This is a genomic window from Emticicia sp. GW821-FHT11C11, from assembly GCF_058808615.1.
Window position 1 is genome coordinate 418742 of the sequence record NZ_JBXARV010000003.1, and the last position, 19136, is coordinate 437877.

Sequence of the window (19136 nt, forward strand, 5' to 3'; positions counted from 1 at the left end):
TTCTTCTAATGAAGGCATAGCCTAGCTGTAAACCTGAACTTTATATTTTTACCTGCAAGCTTAAATAAAAGCTTCGGCCGTCTGAAGGCAAAATGCCTGGTCCCGGATAACCTGTTGCCCTGCGTGTAAAATACATGCGATTGGCTACATTGTTCACATTACCTTCAATTCTGAATCGCTTGAATTGATACGAAATACTGGCATCCATTACATCATAAGCCGGGATTAACCCAACTACCGCTGAGACTCCGCCATCAATAGCATTGGTCGCTTCCGAAAACTGGTCTGACAAATAAGTATACTGAAAAGAGGCTTTCAGGTTTTTATAGCCTAAGCGGATTCCGCTTTTGAGATTGACATCCGGAACAAATTCTACCTGGTTTCCAGCCACTCCGGCAATTTCACTTGCTTTATAAGTGGAGTGAATCAAAGCAATATTGGCGAACAGAACACCACTCAAAGATTGATTGATAGGCTTCAACAGCTTTATCAAATCTCCTTCTATGTAAGATTCCACACCCATGATAACAGCCTGACCGATATTACCTCTGCGACGCAGAACCCTGTTATTCTCATCATAAAACTGTACTTCACCAATCCTGTTATTATAATTCAGATAAAAGGTGCTGACATCAAAATTGTAAAGTGTAGTCTGCTGTGTTCTCACACCTAAATCTATTGAATAACCTTTTTCATCTTTCATATTCGGATCAATGACAGAGGAGGGATTGGAAATTCTCATATCGCTGAAGGTAATAGAGCGGTAATTCTGAGAGATATTGCTGTAAATATCTAGGTGCGAAGTTGGTTTATAACTCAAACCTATGCCTGCCAATACAAACTGACGACCATTGACACGTGTTTCATTGGTACGATTGGAAGCAATAATATTTCCTGCCAGATCCCGTAGGATAGTCCCATAAAAACCGTCGGCTTTGGTATGAATATATTCATAGCGAATACCGGGAGTGACGGAAAAATTATCATGGAGATAGAATATATTTTCAGCAAAAAGAGAGATATTATTATTAGGAAACCTGTAATCATTCGCAATAGCTTCTTCCTGATTAATGTAGGTAAAATCTGCATTTCTTGTCGTACTACCCAATCCTTGCACACTGTGATTGAAACCATGGTAGTAGCGACTTCCTACTAAAAGCACGGATAACTTATTCTCAACAAAGTATCGTTTCAAGAAACGGGCTTCTGTCCCCCAGTTGGTAAAATCTCCTTTAATTAGATCGCGTTCGCTGTTGTCATCCATGCTGGCTACCCGGTTAGGACGAAACCCTAAAGAATACCTGTAAGCAGACAGGCCGAATACGCGCAGATTAAATTCATTCATCGTGTTGAATTTATGGTCAAAGTGCGCGGCCATAAGGTTCCAGTTGACTTTAAACCAGTTCCGTTCCCGGTTGGTTTGCCTGGGGTCTTCTAGAAACATAGCATCTGTTAAGCCGCCTGGTTGATGTGCCAGGTAATTCATATGGGTAAAATCAATGCCTATACTGGTTTTTTCATTGAATTGATAATCTATATCAGCGTAATAATTATAGCTGTTAAAGTCTGAATTAGCCCGCCAGCCATTGCCACGTTTATACTGAAAAAAGGTATAGTAACTCAATTTCCCTAGGGTACCACTGGCACTAGTAAAGGCATTGTAAAAGCCGAAAGAGCCGACACTCTGACGAGCAGTTAATTCAAATGTACGATCAGTAACTGGTTTTTTTAATACAAAATTGATAAGCCCGCCGAATTGGGTTCCATACTGAAGCGATGCCGCCCCGCGCACAATCTGGATTTTTCCTACTGCTTCAATAGGAGGGGTATAATAACTTTCAGGATAGCCCAAGGCATCGGCACTGATATCATAACCATTCTGACGAACATTGAAGTTAGCAGTACGATTAGGGTCAAGTCCCCTGCCTCCAATGCTGAGTTGTAATCCGGCACCGTCATTTTCCCAGATGTTTAATCCTGCTACACGAGCATAGACCTGGCGGGCGTTATTGGTTGCCAGATTAGCCACCAGTTGCTCCGGTAAGATAACTTCGGTCTTTTTCCCTTCGTAAATACCCATGCTCTCGACAGCACGCATACGAGTAAAGCCGAAATCACTTTGTTTATCTTTTACCACCACTTCGTCAAGCGTGGTGTTCAGCAAATCTAAATAAATAGTTAAGTTGACATCTTTGTCTTGAATAGTGATTGTCTGCTGAAATGACTGATAGTCGGTCAGTGATATCAGCACTTGGTAGATTCCTTTGGGTAGATTTCTGAACCTGAAGTGACCCCGCTCATCTGTTGTCGTAAACGGAGATCCGGCATTGAGTACAATGCGGCAATCTTTAGCCACAGTACTGTCTTTTCTCAGACGTACAATACCTGTCAATTCATATTGTGCCAAAGAGGCTGAGACAATCAGACTAAGAATAAATGTATTAAAAACCTTTGATAGTGTCATTGAATGGTAAAATCCATGATTTATGTTGAAAAGAATCCTGCTCAATGGCCAAATCAGTAGTTGGGCTCACCAAAGGCTTACCCATACGACCATTGAGAGTTACATAAGAATCTACATATACCTGCGGTGACTCGAAACCGTGTCGGGCATAGTAATCACGCAGGAGGTGTGCATATTGCAGGAGCATATCCGGCTGCGTCGACATCATTTTTTCCTGCAATGGTGACAAGAAATCATTGTTATTCACTACCATCTGTTTGCCGCTTCTATCTTTTACTGTAAATTGGGCGTAGCCTGCTTTTTCCATCAGCATAACTCTCCATGAAAACCGATAACCTTGCTCAGTCCAGAATAACTCATCGGGATATAGCAGGTATCTGAAAGGAAACACAATTTGAAAAATGAAAAAGACTGTAAAAACAGGCAGAATAAATGATGATGGCGTGTAAGATTTTGTATTTCCGGTCTTTAAGTCAGAAGGGATTTTCAGCCAATGACTGATGCGCCGAATGATTGCTTCGTGAAAATTAGGTGAAAAAAAAACTAAAGCGGCCACTATCATAATATGCGGAAACATGCCGATCGGAAACAACAATGCCGTCAATACATGGAAAACAATGACGGCCAGATAAGCCAGCCAACGTGTAGTTGGACGCCATAATAAAAACGGTATGCTCAAGTCATATAAGCAGCCAAACCAGCTAAAAGCATAAGGTGTCCAGCCTTTATTAAACAGAGAACCAATAATCGGCATATCATTGCGAGCTGGCAACCATATTTTCAATGGTTGTGCATGTAGCAGCCAGTCAGAATTAACTTTGGCAAGTCCGGCATATAAATACAACACTGCTATCATCAGTTTAAGTGCGTCGATACACCATTGTGGAATATACCTGGCAGATAGCTCTCGGTTCCGGTAGGCATCAATGGAAAAATAGACGTGTGCAGGCAAAAAAATCATCAGGAAGCAAACCAAACTGATAAAATAGTAATGGTTGAGGTAAGTGGATTTATCCATCAACTCTATATAGGTAAAACTCAGGAACAGTCCTATAATTGCTATTCTATAAAACAAACCTAAAGTTACTAACAATGCACAAAGCCCACACACTAAAAACAGAAAATAGGTGTAATTACTGAGAGGTTTGACAAATTCAAAACCATAGAAAGGGAAGAAATACCTGGGTTGTATGTATAAATCATCAATCCATCCCTTGCTCCAGAACCGGATCATACTACCCAATAGCATCAAACCAAAGCCAATTCTGAAAATGGCTAAAGGGGCAGCAGCTATTTTTTGTTGAAAGTATTTGCGCAATTTGCTTTTCATTAAAGGATTTTGAGATAAGGGGTTAGGTTATGCCCTCAAATAGCGTGATAAACACAGGTCTCAATTACTATCATTATGCAAGAACAAAAGACCTTATCTCACACTTTGCCGTATCCATCAATCGCCATCATTATCAGTATAAGTAATGGTAATACTCATGGCAGAAGTCATATCTACTTTCAGCATCCGAACACCTTTTTGCATTTCAGTATAGACATCTTTCATTGCCTGATTATTGGTCTTTACCTCTTCATAAAAATTAGGCTTCAGCAAATCTATCTTGCCTTTGCTTAGCTGAAATTGCTCATTAATCAGCTGCGCTAATAATTTCCCGGTGCTTGTATCTTTCGCGCCTAATGCATCAAGATAAGTTTTAAACGAAGGGCCTTCTACACCTGTTTTAACTGCTTTACCATTAAAAAAATCCACATAAGCTTGATGGGCAGCCTTGGACAGTGCAAGAGAGAGGTCTTTTTTATAGAACGCTTCGACCTTTTCGGGAGAGACAACACCATTGAGCATAACACCTGAGGGAATACCAAATTTACCGGAGCGGATATAGCGTTCATAGTGAAGCACCAAACCATTGACCATCAATGAGGTTGACGAACCGATATCCAGCCCGGTTTTGGTGATAAAGGTTTCTCTATAGGTAGTCCAATCACTGATAACTTTGGTTAGTAGCGTATTCATCCGGCTTGTCAGTCGCTTCATATAAACAATTCTCTTAGCCGCATCAGGGGCAGTGGTATAAAAACCAAGAATAGCAGCATCAGTATTACCCAAGCCATTCAGCAGGTAATCTAAAGCGGGAAATCCCTGCTGAGGCGCAGAGGCAGGTATCTCTAAATTCGCAGTAGGATCGGCTATATTGTCATTAATTCCTTTTTCGCTGGCGGGGTAAATGTTGAAAAAATTACGTAAGGTCTGTCTTTCTGCGGGTCCAAAATCAAATAGTTCCACTTTCTGCCATTCAGTATAAGCATCTACCCAGGCAGCTCTGAATTCAACAAGCGTAGTATTATCAGGTTTAGCTGTAAAAGCATCTGCCTTTGTCAGCATCTGGTCAAACTTTACTTTAAAATCAGCATAGGCCGGAATAATGATGTTATCTGCCAGGTGGGTCAACAAGGCTTTTCTGTCTTTCCCTTCATCTACAGGTGTAGGAGGGTCAACAGTTTTTCCATTACCTCCGCAAGCCCATAATATAGTTGTTAATAAAAGTAACCAATATGACTTTTTCCTAAAATGAGACTTCATGATTTTAAAAATAAATGAGTGGATTGATAAGCTTAGTGTTATCAACCCACTTATGAGGAGAATGAATGAGTTTTTACAATTTGAATTTAGCATTGATGGCATCAACTGCTGCATTCACTTTGTCATTGGTCAAATCCCAGAAACCATTAGTAGAACCTACCAGGCTGGCAATAAGATCGTCAGAGAATTTAGCATCAACCCCGGTAACTGCACAGAAACGTAATGAGTAGATGAAACCTATTCCTTCTCCAATGGCATGGGCACGAGCTGCTTCAGTTGTACCAGTTTTCCATTTTCCTAAATATCCCACCGCTGAATAAGCAATCGCTTTTTCCATTTCAGTTCTGATGAATGTCGCCTGTGTTTTTAATTCAGTCATATCATTATTAACAATGGCAACACGTCCTCTCACAAATGCCGGGTGAATTTTAGCATAGGCTGCTTTATTATACTCCCAGATATACGAACCTAAGAATGATTCAGACGTACCACGAACAGCATCAGTTGAATTAATTAAGAAAACAGGATTTAGAGTAAGTGTGCCATAAGCTTCGTCCCAATTGTGTTCTAATTGAGAGTATTTTTTGCCGGATACCAAAGTTGTATTATCTGCACTTAAGCCTTTGTCTAATAAAACATTGCTTATATAATCTAATTGAAAAGCACCGATTAAAGATTTCTGAATAATCTGAACCACCTCAATGCCCTTCGCATCTAATAAATAGGTGCCAGATTTCCCGGCAACTCCTTTAGCCGCAACGGCACCAAAAGATTTACTGACTTCGGCCATTTCTCCAAAAGTTGCATCCATTTTTGTACGGATAGCATCGGCTTCAGTAGTTGCTTTCGAAGAAGCAGTAACGTTGCGTAATTGTACGCCTGAAGCATTCAGAGAAGAACCTGAAATATTTAAGGAAGGAATGTCTGTGAATGGATTGCCTGTATTCGCATACATATTTTTCATAACCGTTGCATCAAGCGCTTTGCTGTCTCTTACAGCGCCCCCCAGGTAATAATTCAATGCCTGATAAATTCTGTATCGGTCATTACCCGACTTCAAATCTACGGTGGTATCTCCCTTCGCATCTATAAAAAGGCTTTTGTAGGGCGTTGTTGCAGTTGCCCTGGAATACTCAATTTTTGTGCGGAGCGGAGTTATTTCGTCTGCTTTCTCGGTACATGAAGAAAAACCTGCCAGGAAAATACTACCAATGATAATGTGTGTTTTAGAAATGTTCATAAAATATTTACGGATTTTGATAGAAAATAATTAAGAATTGTATTAAGACTAATTCTAAATAATATTTTGAGGCAAAAAATAAACATAACATAGAGGGATAATCGGGTCTATATTATGTTTATCAAAGTATTGGCTCGAATATTACGTAGATTTCGTATATCTACTTAGTAATAGGTTGTACCTTGTGAAAGCGCAAAGAAAAAAATGAATTCTGAAGAAATTCTGAATTTTTGAAAAAATGCAAATTTTTTCTTCTGACTAGAAATTGAGAATCACCTTCGACAAAATCAGATTTTCTTCATATTTGATTATTTAATTCGCAAATATTTAAATGATAAAATCTATGTGGTGGTTCTATGCTTTATTATCTGCTTTATTTGCCTCATTAACGGCTATTTTTGCCAAAATGGGTATTGCGCATGTTAACTCAAATCTGGCTACAGCCATTCGTACCCTTATAATCCTGTTTATTACCTGGGGCATTGTATTGGGTAAAGGAGAGTTGAAGGAGATTAATACTATATCCAGACAAAGTCTGTTATTTCTAACGATTTCCGGTGTAACTACCGGGTTATCCTGGCTATTTTATTTTAAAGCATTACAATTGGGAAATGTCTCTCAGGTAGCGCCTATTGATAAACTAAGTCTGGCGCTAACCATAGTATTGTCAATAGTGATTCTAGGCGAAACGCTAACATTAAAAACGGCCATGGGTGCAATTCTAATTATTGCCGGAACAATAGTACTAATCTGGAAGTAAATTCTCTAAACTCTGTTAATTTGACTACTTGTTTTAAAAACTGCTTCAGGCAAAAAATTCAAATTTTCTACAGGATTGATGCGCTACTTGCCAACAGGAAGCTAATCTTACTCATGTTTAAAATTGCTAATTTGTAGGCTTGTGAAACGAAACGGATATATCATTATTAGAATAATTTTGCCATTTCTTTTTTTTATTGGGTCGTTAGGCATATTTAGTATAATTGCTCATGAGGTTGTAAGAGAAAAAGAAGACTGGTTTGATAGCGCGGTATTTACCTTTATCAATCAGTATTCCACACCATCTTTCATTGATGTTTTTAATTTTCTGACATTCTTTGGCTCAGGTTTATTTTTGTTTCCTGCTTATGCTATACTGACCTTCTTACTTTTTTATAGAGGCCGAAAAACAGATGCCTGGCACGTAGGTATACTTGCCCTGACAAGTACCATTGTCATTTATGCTGGCAAACTATTTTTTGCCAGACCCAGACCTGACTTGCCATTATTTGATAAACTGGATAGCTATAGCTTTCCAAGCGGGCATGCAATGGGTTCATTTGTATTTGTGAGCATATTGATTCATGAGATATGGGAATCTTCTATAAATAGAAGATGGAAATGGGTCATTAGTTTGTTTTTTCTTTTAGCTACGATCGCTATCGGAATAAGTAGAATCGTATTACGCTATCATTATACCAGTGATGTAGTAGGAGGGTTTAGTCTGGGGCTAGCCTATGTTCTTTTCTATTTCTGGGTACAGAAAAAATGGAGGAGGGTAGCACCTGATTGAAAAAATCTGTTCAGACAAATGATATCGTTTAAAGAAAGAACTTTCTTAATAACGATGTTAATTGAGCTCTCGATTTTACATCTGTCTTTTGATAGATACGATGGGTGTGATCTTTGATTGTTTGTACGGTCACAAATAATTTATCTGCAATTTCTTTATTCGTTTTACCATCGAAAATATAGTGAACAATTTCTGCTTCACGGGGCGAAATCATATATTTTTCAACAAATTTTTCGAATGAAGCTGGAATAAAAACAGCTTCCTCTACCATGACAGGCGAATGAGCTATGTAGATAAAATAAACTAAGATGGTGGTATGGCTTAGAAAGAATAAAAAGATAAAAACAATTTCTGTGATGGGTTTATCTAAATCAATTAATTGGAGCAAATAAATAATTCCTGAAAAAAAGATAAGAAGCATAAAAATCACTTTTTGCTTTTTTGTCAGATAGGCTATTTCAGAAAAAAACAGAATCGCCAAATTAAAAACAGTTAGCATAAACATACAGACTGCATTTATTTCACTAATATTTGATAATACTTCAAACCTTAAATAAGTGATATATACCAATACTATCAGAAAAGTAATTATTAAAGCCGCAGGTAGTATAAGAACGGGAATTTTTTTCTTTAGTAAGCTCAGACTCCACCAAACGAATATTAGTTTACCTGCCATTAAAAATGGTACCCCAAGCATGATGAGCAGATTAGAAACAGAGATTATATGCTCCAATGATTCATTAACGACCAGAAAAAGCTGCACAAATACTTTACTCCACAGGGAGTAAAATCCAAACGTATAAATTAATATTAAATAGTACTGTAGATACCGAAACGATGGCAGTTGTTTATACGTCTTATTTCGGAATAGAATAAGCATGCCTCCTGAGGTCAATCCCACACAAAAAATAAAACAAATCCAGACAAAAATCATTTTTACTTCCATGAAATAATCCTGTGTAATTTTCGATAAAAGTATCCGGTTTCAAATGTATGTCATCAATACTAAAGTAGTGTTTTTTTAAATGCCTACTTTGGTAGCTGTTATAATATTTACAAGTACCATACATTTGAGCATCAAATAAATAAAAAAATTAGAATGGAAACAGCTCAGCAATTAATCCCGGTAAGTGTAAGTAAATCTATTTCCTGGGGTTGGGAAACAGTGAAACAGTATTTTCTTCACTTATTACTGATTGTATTTGTACTGGCAATTCTGGATGCGCCCACAAATAACCTCAGACATCATATAGGAGATGTCTACGATTCAGGACAAATAGCCTTAGGAATTTTAGGAATAGCCTATATATTTCTGTTTTTGCCGATCATCGGGTATAGTGCCGATTTACTTTTTGTCCAGGCAGCCAGAAGGGAGGTTGTCGAGGTCAAAAATATCATTATAGGTTTTCAGAACTATTTGAATATCGTATTAACTAATGTATTAGTAACTTCATTGATAGGCATCAGTTTAATAGTGTTAATCATTCCGGGAATTATCGTAGCATGCCGATTGGCTTTTGTATCCTATCTGGTAATGGATAAAAAACTGGACCCCATTACTGCCATAGAAACCAGTTGGAAAATGACCAATGGCTATGCCTGGCAAATCTTCATACTTGGTTTTGCTTCTATCTTTATTTTTATTCTGGGCTTTCTGGCTTTAATTGTTGGGGTATTCCCGGCTATTGCCTGGATAAAAGCCTCATTTGCTTCTTTGTATCAGGCTATCTTGCTTGAGGCCGAATAAGCTGCATAGGTCTAAATGATTTATGGAAACCTAGTAATTCAATCAAAAAGACCGTGCCTAAAAGCCACGGTCTTTAAAACAACTACTAAAAAAAGCGTTTTGGCTGCTTTTTCCCTAACACTCGATTACCTTAATTCTCTACACTTGGTGCATTAATAAAATCGTTCCCTTGCTCTCTTCCTTTCTTAAATTCAAGCTTGCCAAATTTATAAGTAAAGCTAATACCGAATGAACGATAAGGCACCAGAACTGTATTATAAGAGATATAATTAGCCGTTTTGACCGTAGAAACCTGACTGATGTATTTGCTGAATGGATTGGTAGCGGTAAAGCCAATGCTTGCTTTTTTGTTCCAGAACTGTTTTCTGAAAGCAAAATTATAAGTAAACTGTTGTGGTCTTTTCCCTTGAATAGTATTGATGGCCGATGAATAATTACCAAAACCTTCCAGAATCAGGTTTTTAGGTAATTGATAAGTAAGGTTCAAATTGAAACGTGAATTAACACCATTGGTTACATTATTAGCTAAAAGCGTGTTTACTACACTTTTGTGGATAACCATCAGATTCCCTCTTATATTCAGGTGGTCTGTTAATGGTATTGAACCCGATAAGCTCAGCCCTGAATTGTATTCTATACCGATATTCTGACGTAAGGTTACTGATACGTTCTCATAAGTTGAGTCGCCAATTTGATACGTTGGATAAAACGTTGTATAAGGCTTGATGTCGTTGGTATTGATACGTTCTGTCAAAGCAATATATACATTACCCCCGTTTTTGAAAGATTTGTTATAGCCCAATTCGAAATTATTGCCAATTTCTGGTTTTAGTAGCGGGTTTCCGGCAGTAATATTATAAGGGTCACTCAGGTTCATAAATGGGTTTATTTCGCGATATTCAGCTCTTTCGATACGGCGTGCATACGCCAGTTTAAGTGATTGGTCACCTTTAAAATCATGAGAGAAAATCAAAGAAGGTACAAGATTGTTGTAAGAAGGAATAGAAGTATTCGGAAAATCAATTGTCACGTCCGTATGTTCAAATCGTGCACCGGCTTTTACATTCAGATAGTTGAATAGTGAAAACGTAGTAGATAAATACCCTGCGTACACATTCATTTTATAATCTAACTGATAAGATTGTGTCGGGTCATAGATATAGCTGTTGGAAGCAGGTCTGAAAACCCGTATATCAGCAATAGAATTAATATGCTGCAATACAGTTTTTACTCCGGTTTCAATTAAAAACTTTTTGCTGATGGGGTGAGCATAATCAATAGAAATATTAGTCTCTTTATCTGTGCCGGGCGTATGACCTAAAGTTCCTGAATTGGGTAGGAGGGCATCGGCATAGTTCTGAATCTGGCTATAGCTGTTATTAGGTTTACCAAAACTGGCACTATACAAAATATCCAGTTCCTGCTGTTCTTTTTTAAATTTATGCTTATAGCTTAAGCTCCAGTCAATATCTGTGATACCACCTTTATTACTTGAGTTACGGATAATATTGCTTGAAGAAATAGGGATACCTCCTTCAGATACAGATTGTTGAATATTGGTAATCCCACTACTGCTATTATTGAAATCATTATAGCCTACAGCTCCAATCAGACTTGATTTCTTACTCAAATCCCAGTCAAAACCTATTCCTGCTCTGTAACCACTTCTCTTAAAATCCTGATACCCATCCTGCAACAAACGTTGGGTAGTATTGGCATTGGTAGAGGTACGATCTTGCGTGCTGGGTGTACGAGAACTCAACTGCTCATTACCACTGAAGAAAGCATTCAAGCCAAAATTATTATGTCTGAAATTCAGATTCGCCGAACCATTCTGCAACCTTGTGCCGCCTGTCAGGTTTATACTTCCATTAATACCCTGTAAACGATTATCTTTCAGAATAATATTAATGATACCGCCCGTTCCCTGGGCATCATACTTTGCACCCGGACTGGTAATGGCTTCAATACTTTTAATCTGACTGGCCGGAATTGAAGCTAATGCATCGGAAAGGCTATTACCAAACACACTTGAAGGCTTGCCATTAATCAAAAAACGGATATTGGGGTTTCCCTGTAACTCTACATTGCCGTCAATATCTACCGTAACCATCGGTACTTTCTTCAACACATCAATGGCCGCACCACCTTGAGAAGTAATATCATTGGCGGCATTATAAACGATTTTATCAATCTGGTTTTCTACAATAGCTGCCTGGCCAACTATTGTTACTTGATCTAAAGCTTTTACAGAGGTAATCAGTGAAATAGAACTCAAAACTAGAGGTTTATCGCCTGCACGTAGAGCTATATCTTTCAGTGTCTTTTTTTGATAACCTACAAAATCAATATTGATGGTAAATGTTCCGGGGGCGATGCCTGCTATTTCAAAAGCGCCAGTCGCATCTGTAATAGTACCTGTAATCACTTTATTGGTTTGCTGATCAGTCACGCCGATGGAGGCATATTCAATAGGTTGATTTGTAGCGGCATCCACTACTTTTCCTGTAATTTTCAATCCGGTTTTAGATTGGGCATAGGTGCTGAATGAAACGAACAGTGAAAAAGATAGATAATAAATAAATTTCATAATGAGCTTTGATAATAGATACAGCAAACCTAATGCCCAATTCTGTAGAAATTTTGTGGAAATATTTTTTAAAATAGCAAGTAAAAGTATGGTAGGAACTGCCTTCAAAAAGGCTTACGAGAGGTTTGCATGAATACTTCCTGCGTAAAAACAGGAATTGGATTCATAATGTATCGAAGAATTTTGCCCAGAACCAGATTTTATTTTTTATAATGGAAACACTCAGGTATGGTTAAAAATCCAGAATCTATACAAAATCTTTTTACTATTTTGCTAAATGAAAGTTTTATTGATCGAAGACGAAAAAGCCCTGGCGACTACTATTCAGAAGTATCTGATTGGGGAAGGATATGTATGCGAATGGGTATCGAATTTACCCGATGCTGAAGACAAAATTGGGGTATATGAATATGATTGTATACTGGTTGATATTATGCTGCCTAATGGTTCTGGCTTATCAATTGTGGAGCAACTCAAAGCACAACAATCTCCAGCTGGTATTGTCATCATTTCAGCAAAAAATGCCCTTGATGATAAAATAAAAGGACTGGACTTAGGAGCAGATGATTATTTGACAAAACCGTTTCACCTGTCAGAACTAAATTCAAGGGTAAAATCGGTGTTGAGAAGAAGACAGTTTGGTGGAAATAAGGAACTTACTTTTGGTGAAATCAAAGTTATTCCTGAGTCTAAGGAAGTATGGGTTGGTTCAAAAAACATTATTCTTACAAGGAAAGAATATGATCTATTAATGTATCTGATAGCTAATCAGAATAGGGTGCTCACTAAGTCGTCTATTTCTGAACACTTATATGGCGATGAGATTGATCAGTCAGATACATTCGATTTCCTGTATTCGCATATCAAAAACTTAAGAAAGAAAATGCTCGAGGCCTCGTGTCCTGACTATATCCAGACATTGTATGGGGTTGGCTATAAATTCAGCCTTGTATGAAATTAATTAATAAAACTACCCGTTCGTTTCTATTTGCCTGTTTGATAGCTTCGGTTGTTGGAGGGATTCTCTGTTATATCTTTTTACGAAAAGTACTGGACGATGAAGTGACCGAGCAACTAACACTTCAGAAAGTAAAGATTGAAAAACTGGTGGAGAAAAATGGTGCTTTGCCTGATAAATTCTTATCATTATTGGATAGTATCTGGATAAATCCTTCCCTTGCTCCGATACCTGTACAAATAAAAGATACTACATTTTTTGCTGCAATAGAACACGAAATGCTTGATTGTAGGCAGATTTCTTTTGGGATTAAGACAACAAAGGGTTACTTCAAGGTCACTATCAGAAAAACTCTTTATGAGTCTGATGAATTGATGGTAGCATTATTAATCGTCTTTACCGGAGTAATGCTTTTGCTGGTAAGTCTGTTGTTTTTTGTCAATTACAGGGTTTCCCGTAATATCTGGCAACCCTTTTATAAAACGCTCGATTTATTACAAACCTTTAAGATTACCCAAAAGAACTCTCTCATTTTTAATACGACTGACATTCAGGAGTTTCAGACGCTTCAAAAAAACCTATATTCATTAACTGAGCAGGTCAGAAGAGAATACCAGAGCCTTAAATCTTTTACTGAAAATGCGTCTCACGAATTGCAGACTCCTTTGGCGGTAATTAGCTCTAATTTGGAATTGTTGTTGCAGGACAATAACCTTACCGATGGGCAAATGCAACAAATGGGGTCTTTGATCGAATATCTGGGTAAGCTTTCAAAATTGAACCAAACCTTATTGTTATTGACCAAAATAGAAAACAGGCAATTTGATACAGCACAAAGCATTGATTTTTCCGTATGCCTGAATGAAAAACTCAATTTATTAGATGTATGGATTCAGCATAAAAATCTACAGATAAATACTTCCATTCAACACCATGTCACACTTCGGATTAATGAGTTTTTAGCGGATGTACTACTGAATAATCTACTGAGTAATGCCATTAAGTATAATCAACAGGAAGGTAAAATAGTAATAGAATTAACTAGGGATTTTTTTATGATTAAGAATACAGGCGTACCTCCAACTATACCCACAGAGCAACTTTTTGAGCGATTCAAAAAAGACAGTTCACATGCTGAGTCAATGGGATTAGGTCTGGCTTTGGTGAAACAGATTTGTGAAACTTATAATTTTGAGGTGACTTATTTTTACAAAGCCGGCTGGCATATTATAACCGTAAGCTTCTGATAGTTTCAATCAGCATAATTAAGAAACATTTCTCTATTCAACTCAATTCTCCAAATTCTCTACAAAATTGACCCGTAATGTTGTATTGTTAAACTAAAATAACTTGCAACATGAAACGCAATAAAGCATCGCTTACAACACTTGCCATTGCATTAAGCACGGTAGTTTTTGCTCAAAAACTTGCAGCAGATAAAGTTCCGGCTGCTATCAAACAAGCCTTTGCTAAAGCTTATCCAGCAGCCAAAGCTGTAAAATGGGATAAAGAAGGTAAAGATTACGAAGCCTCATTTGAACAGGGAGAAGATGAATTATCTGTGGTCTTTGATGAAAAAGGGCAGATACTAGAGACAGAAAAAGAGATTAAATTCTCAGAACTTCCTGTGGCCGTTCAACAAGCATTGAAAGGTAAAAAAGTAAAAGAGGCAGCCATCATTATAAAAGGCGGCAAAACTATTTATGAGGCAGAAGTAGGTGGAAAAGATTTGATGTTTGATAGTGACGGAAAGTCTATCAAATAAACACACCAGATTTGAAAAGGTAGAGATGGGATGCTGTCTCTACCTTTTCTATTTATTTCTAAGGCAATGATTTGTCAAAAGCTAGTGTAATAACACATATATGCTAAATAAACAGAGATTTATTTTTTATCACCAAAGTGCCCTTTTTTAGAAGATTAGTTAGAAGAACCAAGGCCTTTCTTGAATAAAATCCACATGCCTGAAGCTTGTTGTATACAAGGTGTTTTGGATTTTATTAAAGTGTTTGCTTGAAGTATTTATCTAATCAGGAAGAGGCCAATGAAATGTTGGATGAAGGTTTTCTGAAAGTATTTAATAATCTGAGATGTTATGTCCTGATATAAGTTTCAATAATAGATCCACTTGAATGGCCTATTATTGAACAATACATAACAGCTTTTTCTTCATTGATTGCCAATCTGGTAAAGGAAAGAATGCAGGGAAAATCCGTTAGTTCACCTTAAAATTATTTGCATTATAGGTTTGACAACCAGTTTGTCAAGAAGCAGCATCACAACGGTTTTCTCAAGACTAAATCCAATATCATGACTAATCGTTCGCTTATTTAATTGCCTACTAGAAAAGTTGTAAGTACCACAAAGCTGTTCCTTCAAAGATTAAACTAACTTATATTATTGACATTCAAAAATACTATCTAAAAAAGTTAAATTGGGTATTAAGGGTTTGATTATAAGCCCACTCAGTCGCAAAAAGCACTCAGAGATGAGTGCTTTTTTTGTTTCTGTAAATATTAGAATTCTTGTTTAACCAAATCTACAATCCTTGTTAATAAAACTCTTGTTTCGCTCAGAAAGGCAAGAAATATTTTAAAGAACATATACTTTCTTTTGGTACCAAGAATTTTAAAGGTTCTTATTTTTCCGAATACAGGCAATTCACCACTATACAACTCTATACTCAAAACTCTTTTCATTCGGTTATTAAAAGCATTAACTACTCCTCCGCCAAGAATAAATTTCTTTTTCATTGCATTTGCATCAAACAATGATCGGATTAATATCATTAACCTTTGAACTTGATTTGTATGCGTTTCAAAAAGAATAAATGTAATTTCTGCGCAATCTTCCTCTTTATAACCTAACCTCAAGAGGCTGTCACGCTGTTCTGAGTTAAGAAAATCATAATATCTTAGACTCGGATTTTGATTCGTAGTTGAAATGGCATAACCTCCTAAAAATTTGTTATTGGCACCATAAAATGTCCTTACTTTGGCGTTTCGCAGGTAACTTAAATTCTTGGTTAAATTACCCGAAGCTTGGTCATAGGATTTCGCAAAAAATAAAACATCTGATTTGTTTTTTACTAATTTGTTTCGCATTTGATTGAAAAGTTGATTGCCAATTTTTCAATGCGAATCTAAGCCTATGTCTGTCTTAAATATTTTAGCACTTTATGATCCAATAAGGAGTTAAACTACGAGATGTTTCCTAAAACCTGACTCAAAAGTAATGGCTATTGTTATAAGACACGAATGTTTTAATGTAAATGGTTTAAGAGTATGTCTGGAGGTTATTATTAGGGATGGAATTACACAAAACAGTTCTTTTTCATCAATATTGCTATGCTTTTAACGCTTATAATCTCCGGGTCATTGAAAAGTACTCTCCCTTTTTTGATAATTCTTTTCTTTAGGGTATTGATTGTTCCAATCTGGTTTTTGAAAGCTGTTGCCAACTCAGAAGATTTAATATTTGGATGGTAGGCCATCTTACGTATAATCCTTATTTCCTGAGCACTGAAGAATATTTTATTGGACTCAAAATATAAAGAAGCGTTTTTGCGAAGCAAATCTTCTAAATTAAACATTTTGTCTCCATTGGCATCTAAAATTCTTGGAAATAGTTCAGGACTGATATCTTCAAGATAAGGATTAGTAACTGTAAATTCATTGAAGTAATGGGTGAGTTCCTGACGGATTAAGTTGTTCCTCCATTGCCAAGGGCTTAATGCTCTTTTACATAGAACATAATGACCCTTTGCATGTTTTAAAGCAATGTCAACTACATATCTTTGTTCTCTGAAACCTACCCGGAAACCCTTAGAACTTACAATTTGGAAAGTTATTTGCGCTAAATGCGTTAAAAATTCTAAATAGCTGGGATGAATAATGCTTAGGTATCTTTCGAGAGTAAAATCTCGCTCACTATAGCCCAACCATTTTTCAAGCCCATAGATATGTTCAATTCGACTGTCAGTAGAAGAGACAACGAAAAAAAACTTTTCGTGTCGTATTACTTCTTTCATAGACTCAATCTCTCTTTGCTGTTCATCTATACTGACTGCTTCAGGTAAGTCGTCGTATTTTTTTCGAGTAATCGCCTTTTTAGCCTGTTCAATCTGATCGATTTGTGTTTTATGAGATAACATAAAGTTTTTGTATCTAAGATAGATACAAAAATATAAATATTCAGAAAAATACTTGTTCCATTAAATAAGTTCTGTTTAACTTTAAAATGTGACAAAAAATATCTTCTAAATAATATTTTAGAAAATTCTTCAATTGCTAATGAGGAATAATATATAAAATACGTATATCCATAAGGGTTTATTGTCTGGACTGAATTGTGACCTAAAAAAGAAGTGAATTTTCAAGATTCTCAGTCTGACATCATAGCATGCAATACATTAATATCCAAAACTTATTTTTAGAATCGATGAGCTATTTTTTATATGGTGCGAGCGTACAGGGCATCCAAAATTTTATATTCCAGACCAATAAACTCAAAGAAATTGGTGGTGCTAGTGAATTGATAGAGCAAATTTGCTCCTCAAAATTTTTTAAAGAGGCAGATATTAAACCTGCAGATGGTAACATCATTATTAATGCGGCGGGCAATATTAAATACCTTTTTGATGATGAAAGCAAATGCAAAAAATTGGTCAGGGAATTTCCGAAGATTATTGCTGGATTTGCTCCCGGTATCACTATAAGTCAGGCCGTTGTTAAGCTTGATGAGTCTGAAGATCTTTCGAAAGCTATAGATAGGCTTGAAGAGTGGTTAAAAGTGCAAAGAAATGTAGTTCAAAGCCCGGTAGAGGTTGGCTTTATGGGTTTAGAAAGAGCCAGAAGAACCGGAGGGGTAGGGGTAGATAATCTTGCGGAAGAAGGAAGAGACGCTTCTATTCTGAAAAAATTGGACGCATTTGAAAGATCCAAGTGCGAGCCTGACTCTCAGAATTCTGAAGTCTATCCTAATTTGTACCAGAAATTCTTTGGCGGCTCGTTGAATGTTGACAAGATTCCTTTAGATCTTAACCAAATGAACAAGGATTCTTCAAATCCCTGGCTCGCCGTAATTCATGCTGATGGAAACGGCTTAGGCAAGTTGGTTCAGCAATTGGGTAGTCAATTAAAAGAGAAAGATATTGTTGTGACTAAAAAGACATTTGCAGATTTTTCAAGGAAATTAGATGAAGCTACTCAGACTGCCGCAAGAAATGCCTTCGAGAAATTAAACGTAGACATATCTAAGGAGGAGAGATACCCCCTACGACCGATTCTTTTAGGTGGCGATGACATCACCCTTATCATAAGGGCAGACTTAGCTTTTGATTTCGCTGTAAACTTTTTACAGGAGTTTGAGAGGCAAACCCAAGAGAGATTGGCATTTCTCAGTAAGGATTATAACCTGAGCGACTTTAAAAATGGCCTGACAGCCTGCGTGGGTATTGCCTACATAAAATACTCTTACCCTATTCATTATGGGTTGCATCTGGCAGAGGAACTTACTAAAAAAGCAAAGAAAGCCTCAAAAAGTATAGTTCACGACGGAGGATTGGCTCCGTCATGTTTGTCATTTTATAAGGTTCATTCTTCGTTTATTGAAGATCAGGAGGAAATAGAGAGGAAGACCCTGACTGCTGGTAATGTCAGTTTTGACTATGGCCCTTATTCGCTTAAAAAAATCGGAGACCTTCCTATGATTAAAGATTTATCAGACCTTATTGAAGTATTAAAGGAGTTTAAAGACGACAAATCAAAAGGCGTTTCAAAACTAAGGCAATGGATTTCAGAACTATATAAGAATGAATCAACTGCTGATTTTATGATGAAACGTATGAAAGCAGTTGATGAAAAGTTCTATGAAAAAATGAAGCTGGATACAGCTATTGTAGAGGAGGAAATTATTAAAGTGGATGACAAAACAACTAAGGTTAAAAGAAAGACAATTATTTATGATGTACTTCAACTATTCTCTTTTATATAAG

15 protein-coding genes are annotated in these 19136 nt (G+C 36.9%); 7 read left to right on the plus strand and 8 right to left on the minus strand.

Annotated features, from left to right (window positions below; genetic code table 11):
- Positions 1 to 40: 40 nt before the first annotated feature.
- The 4 genes from AC1RRY_RS16900 to AC1RRY_RS16915 form a co-directional block, all read right to left on the minus strand.
- A complete protein-coding gene (locus tag AC1RRY_RS16900; protein WP_492822453.1) occupies positions 41 to 2464 on the minus strand; it encodes a TonB-dependent receptor domain-containing protein in 2424 nt (807 codons plus the stop codon).
- On the minus strand, positions 2442 to 3794 hold the full coding sequence (locus tag AC1RRY_RS16905; RefSeq protein ID WP_492822451.1) for an HTTM domain-containing protein: 1353 nt from the start codon (positions 3792 to 3794) through the stop codon (positions 2442 to 2444). The genes AC1RRY_RS16900 and AC1RRY_RS16905 overlap by 23 nt, the downstream gene beginning before the upstream one ends.
- A gap of 117 nt (positions 3795 to 3911) precedes the next feature.
- Positions 3912 to 5054 (minus strand): imelysin family protein, encoded by a 1143-nt coding sequence (locus AC1RRY_RS16910; RefSeq protein WP_492822450.1) that lies wholly within the window; start codon positions 5052 to 5054, stop codon positions 3912 to 3914.
- Positions 5055 to 5127: 73 nt separating this feature from the next.
- Positions 5128 to 6294: a DUF4856 domain-containing protein gene (locus tag AC1RRY_RS16915; protein ID WP_492822447.1), complete on the minus strand. Its 1167-nt coding sequence runs from the start codon at positions 6292 to 6294 to the stop codon at positions 5128 to 5130.
- 331 nt (positions 6295 to 6625) lie between these two features.
- On the opposite strand from AC1RRY_RS16915, the gene AC1RRY_RS16920 reads away from it, so the two are divergent.
- Together AC1RRY_RS16920 and AC1RRY_RS16925 are read left to right on the plus strand one after the other, a co-directional pair.
- A complete protein-coding gene (locus tag AC1RRY_RS16920; protein WP_492822446.1) occupies positions 6626 to 7054 on the plus strand; it encodes an EamA family transporter in 429 nt (142 codons plus the stop codon).
- A gap of 141 nt (positions 7055 to 7195) precedes the next feature.
- A complete protein-coding gene (locus AC1RRY_RS16925) occupies positions 7196 to 7846 on the plus strand; it encodes a phosphatase PAP2 family protein (RefSeq protein WP_492822443.1) in 651 nt (216 codons plus the stop codon).
- Between the two features lie 28 nt (positions 7847 to 7874).
- Here AC1RRY_RS16925 and AC1RRY_RS16930 read toward each other — a convergent pair whose 3' ends face one another.
- Entirely contained in the window at positions 7875 to 8543 is a 669-nt protein-coding gene (locus tag AC1RRY_RS16930; protein ID WP_492822442.1) for a LuxR C-terminal-related transcriptional regulator, read from the minus strand.
- Between the two features lie 402 nt (positions 8544 to 8945).
- Between AC1RRY_RS16930 and AC1RRY_RS16935 the strand changes: the two genes are divergently transcribed.
- A complete protein-coding gene (locus tag AC1RRY_RS16935; RefSeq protein WP_492822439.1) occupies positions 8946 to 9593 on the plus strand; it encodes a DUF975 family protein in 648 nt (215 codons plus the stop codon).
- A gap of 130 nt (positions 9594 to 9723) precedes the next feature.
- Here the strand turns inward: AC1RRY_RS16935 and AC1RRY_RS16940 are convergent, their stop codons facing one another.
- Positions 9724 to 12183, minus strand: a complete 2460-nt coding sequence (locus AC1RRY_RS16940; protein ID WP_492822437.1) for a TonB-dependent receptor domain-containing protein — start codon at positions 12181 to 12183, stop codon at positions 9724 to 9726.
- Between the two features lie 277 nt (positions 12184 to 12460).
- Here AC1RRY_RS16940 and AC1RRY_RS16945 point away from each other — a divergent pair, with 277 nt between their 5' ends.
- From AC1RRY_RS16945 to AC1RRY_RS16955, 3 genes are all read left to right on the plus strand, one after another.
- Positions 12461 to 13138, plus strand: a complete 678-nt coding sequence (locus tag AC1RRY_RS16945; RefSeq protein ID WP_492822435.1) for a response regulator transcription factor — start codon at positions 12461 to 12463, stop codon at positions 13136 to 13138.
- Positions 13135 to 14388 carry a sensor histidine kinase gene (locus AC1RRY_RS16950; RefSeq protein WP_492822433.1) on the plus strand — a complete coding sequence of 418 codons (1254 nt, stop codon included), beginning with the start codon at positions 13135 to 13137 and terminating at the stop codon, positions 14386 to 14388. The genes AC1RRY_RS16945 and AC1RRY_RS16950 overlap by 4 nt, the downstream gene beginning before the upstream one ends.
- Before the next feature lie 110 nt (positions 14389 to 14498).
- Positions 14499 to 14906 carry a PepSY-like domain-containing protein gene (locus AC1RRY_RS16955; protein ID WP_492822431.1) on the plus strand — a complete coding sequence of 136 codons (408 nt, stop codon included), beginning with the start codon at positions 14499 to 14501 and terminating at the stop codon, positions 14904 to 14906.
- A gap of 751 nt (positions 14907 to 15657) precedes the next feature.
- Here AC1RRY_RS16955 and AC1RRY_RS16960 read toward each other — a convergent pair.
- Both AC1RRY_RS16960 and AC1RRY_RS16965 read right to left on the minus strand, forming a co-directional pair.
- Positions 15658 to 16245 carry a hypothetical protein gene (locus AC1RRY_RS16960; protein ID WP_492822429.1) on the minus strand — a complete coding sequence of 196 codons (588 nt, stop codon included), beginning with the start codon at positions 16243 to 16245 and terminating at the stop codon, positions 15658 to 15660.
- Positions 16246 to 16454: 209 nt separating this feature from the next.
- A complete protein-coding gene (locus AC1RRY_RS16965) occupies positions 16455 to 17294 on the minus strand; it encodes a hypothetical protein (protein ID WP_492822427.1) in 840 nt (279 codons plus the stop codon).
- A 248-nt stretch (positions 17295 to 17542) separates the two neighbouring features.
- Between AC1RRY_RS16965 and AC1RRY_RS16970 the strand changes: the two genes are divergently transcribed.
- The gene (locus AC1RRY_RS16970) at positions 17543 to 19135 is read left to right on the plus strand and encodes a Cas10/Cmr2 second palm domain-containing protein (protein ID WP_492856612.1); all 1593 of its coding nucleotides are present in this window, start codon (positions 17543 to 17545) and stop codon (positions 19133 to 19135) included.
- The last annotated feature ends 1 nt before the right edge of the window (position 19136 follow it).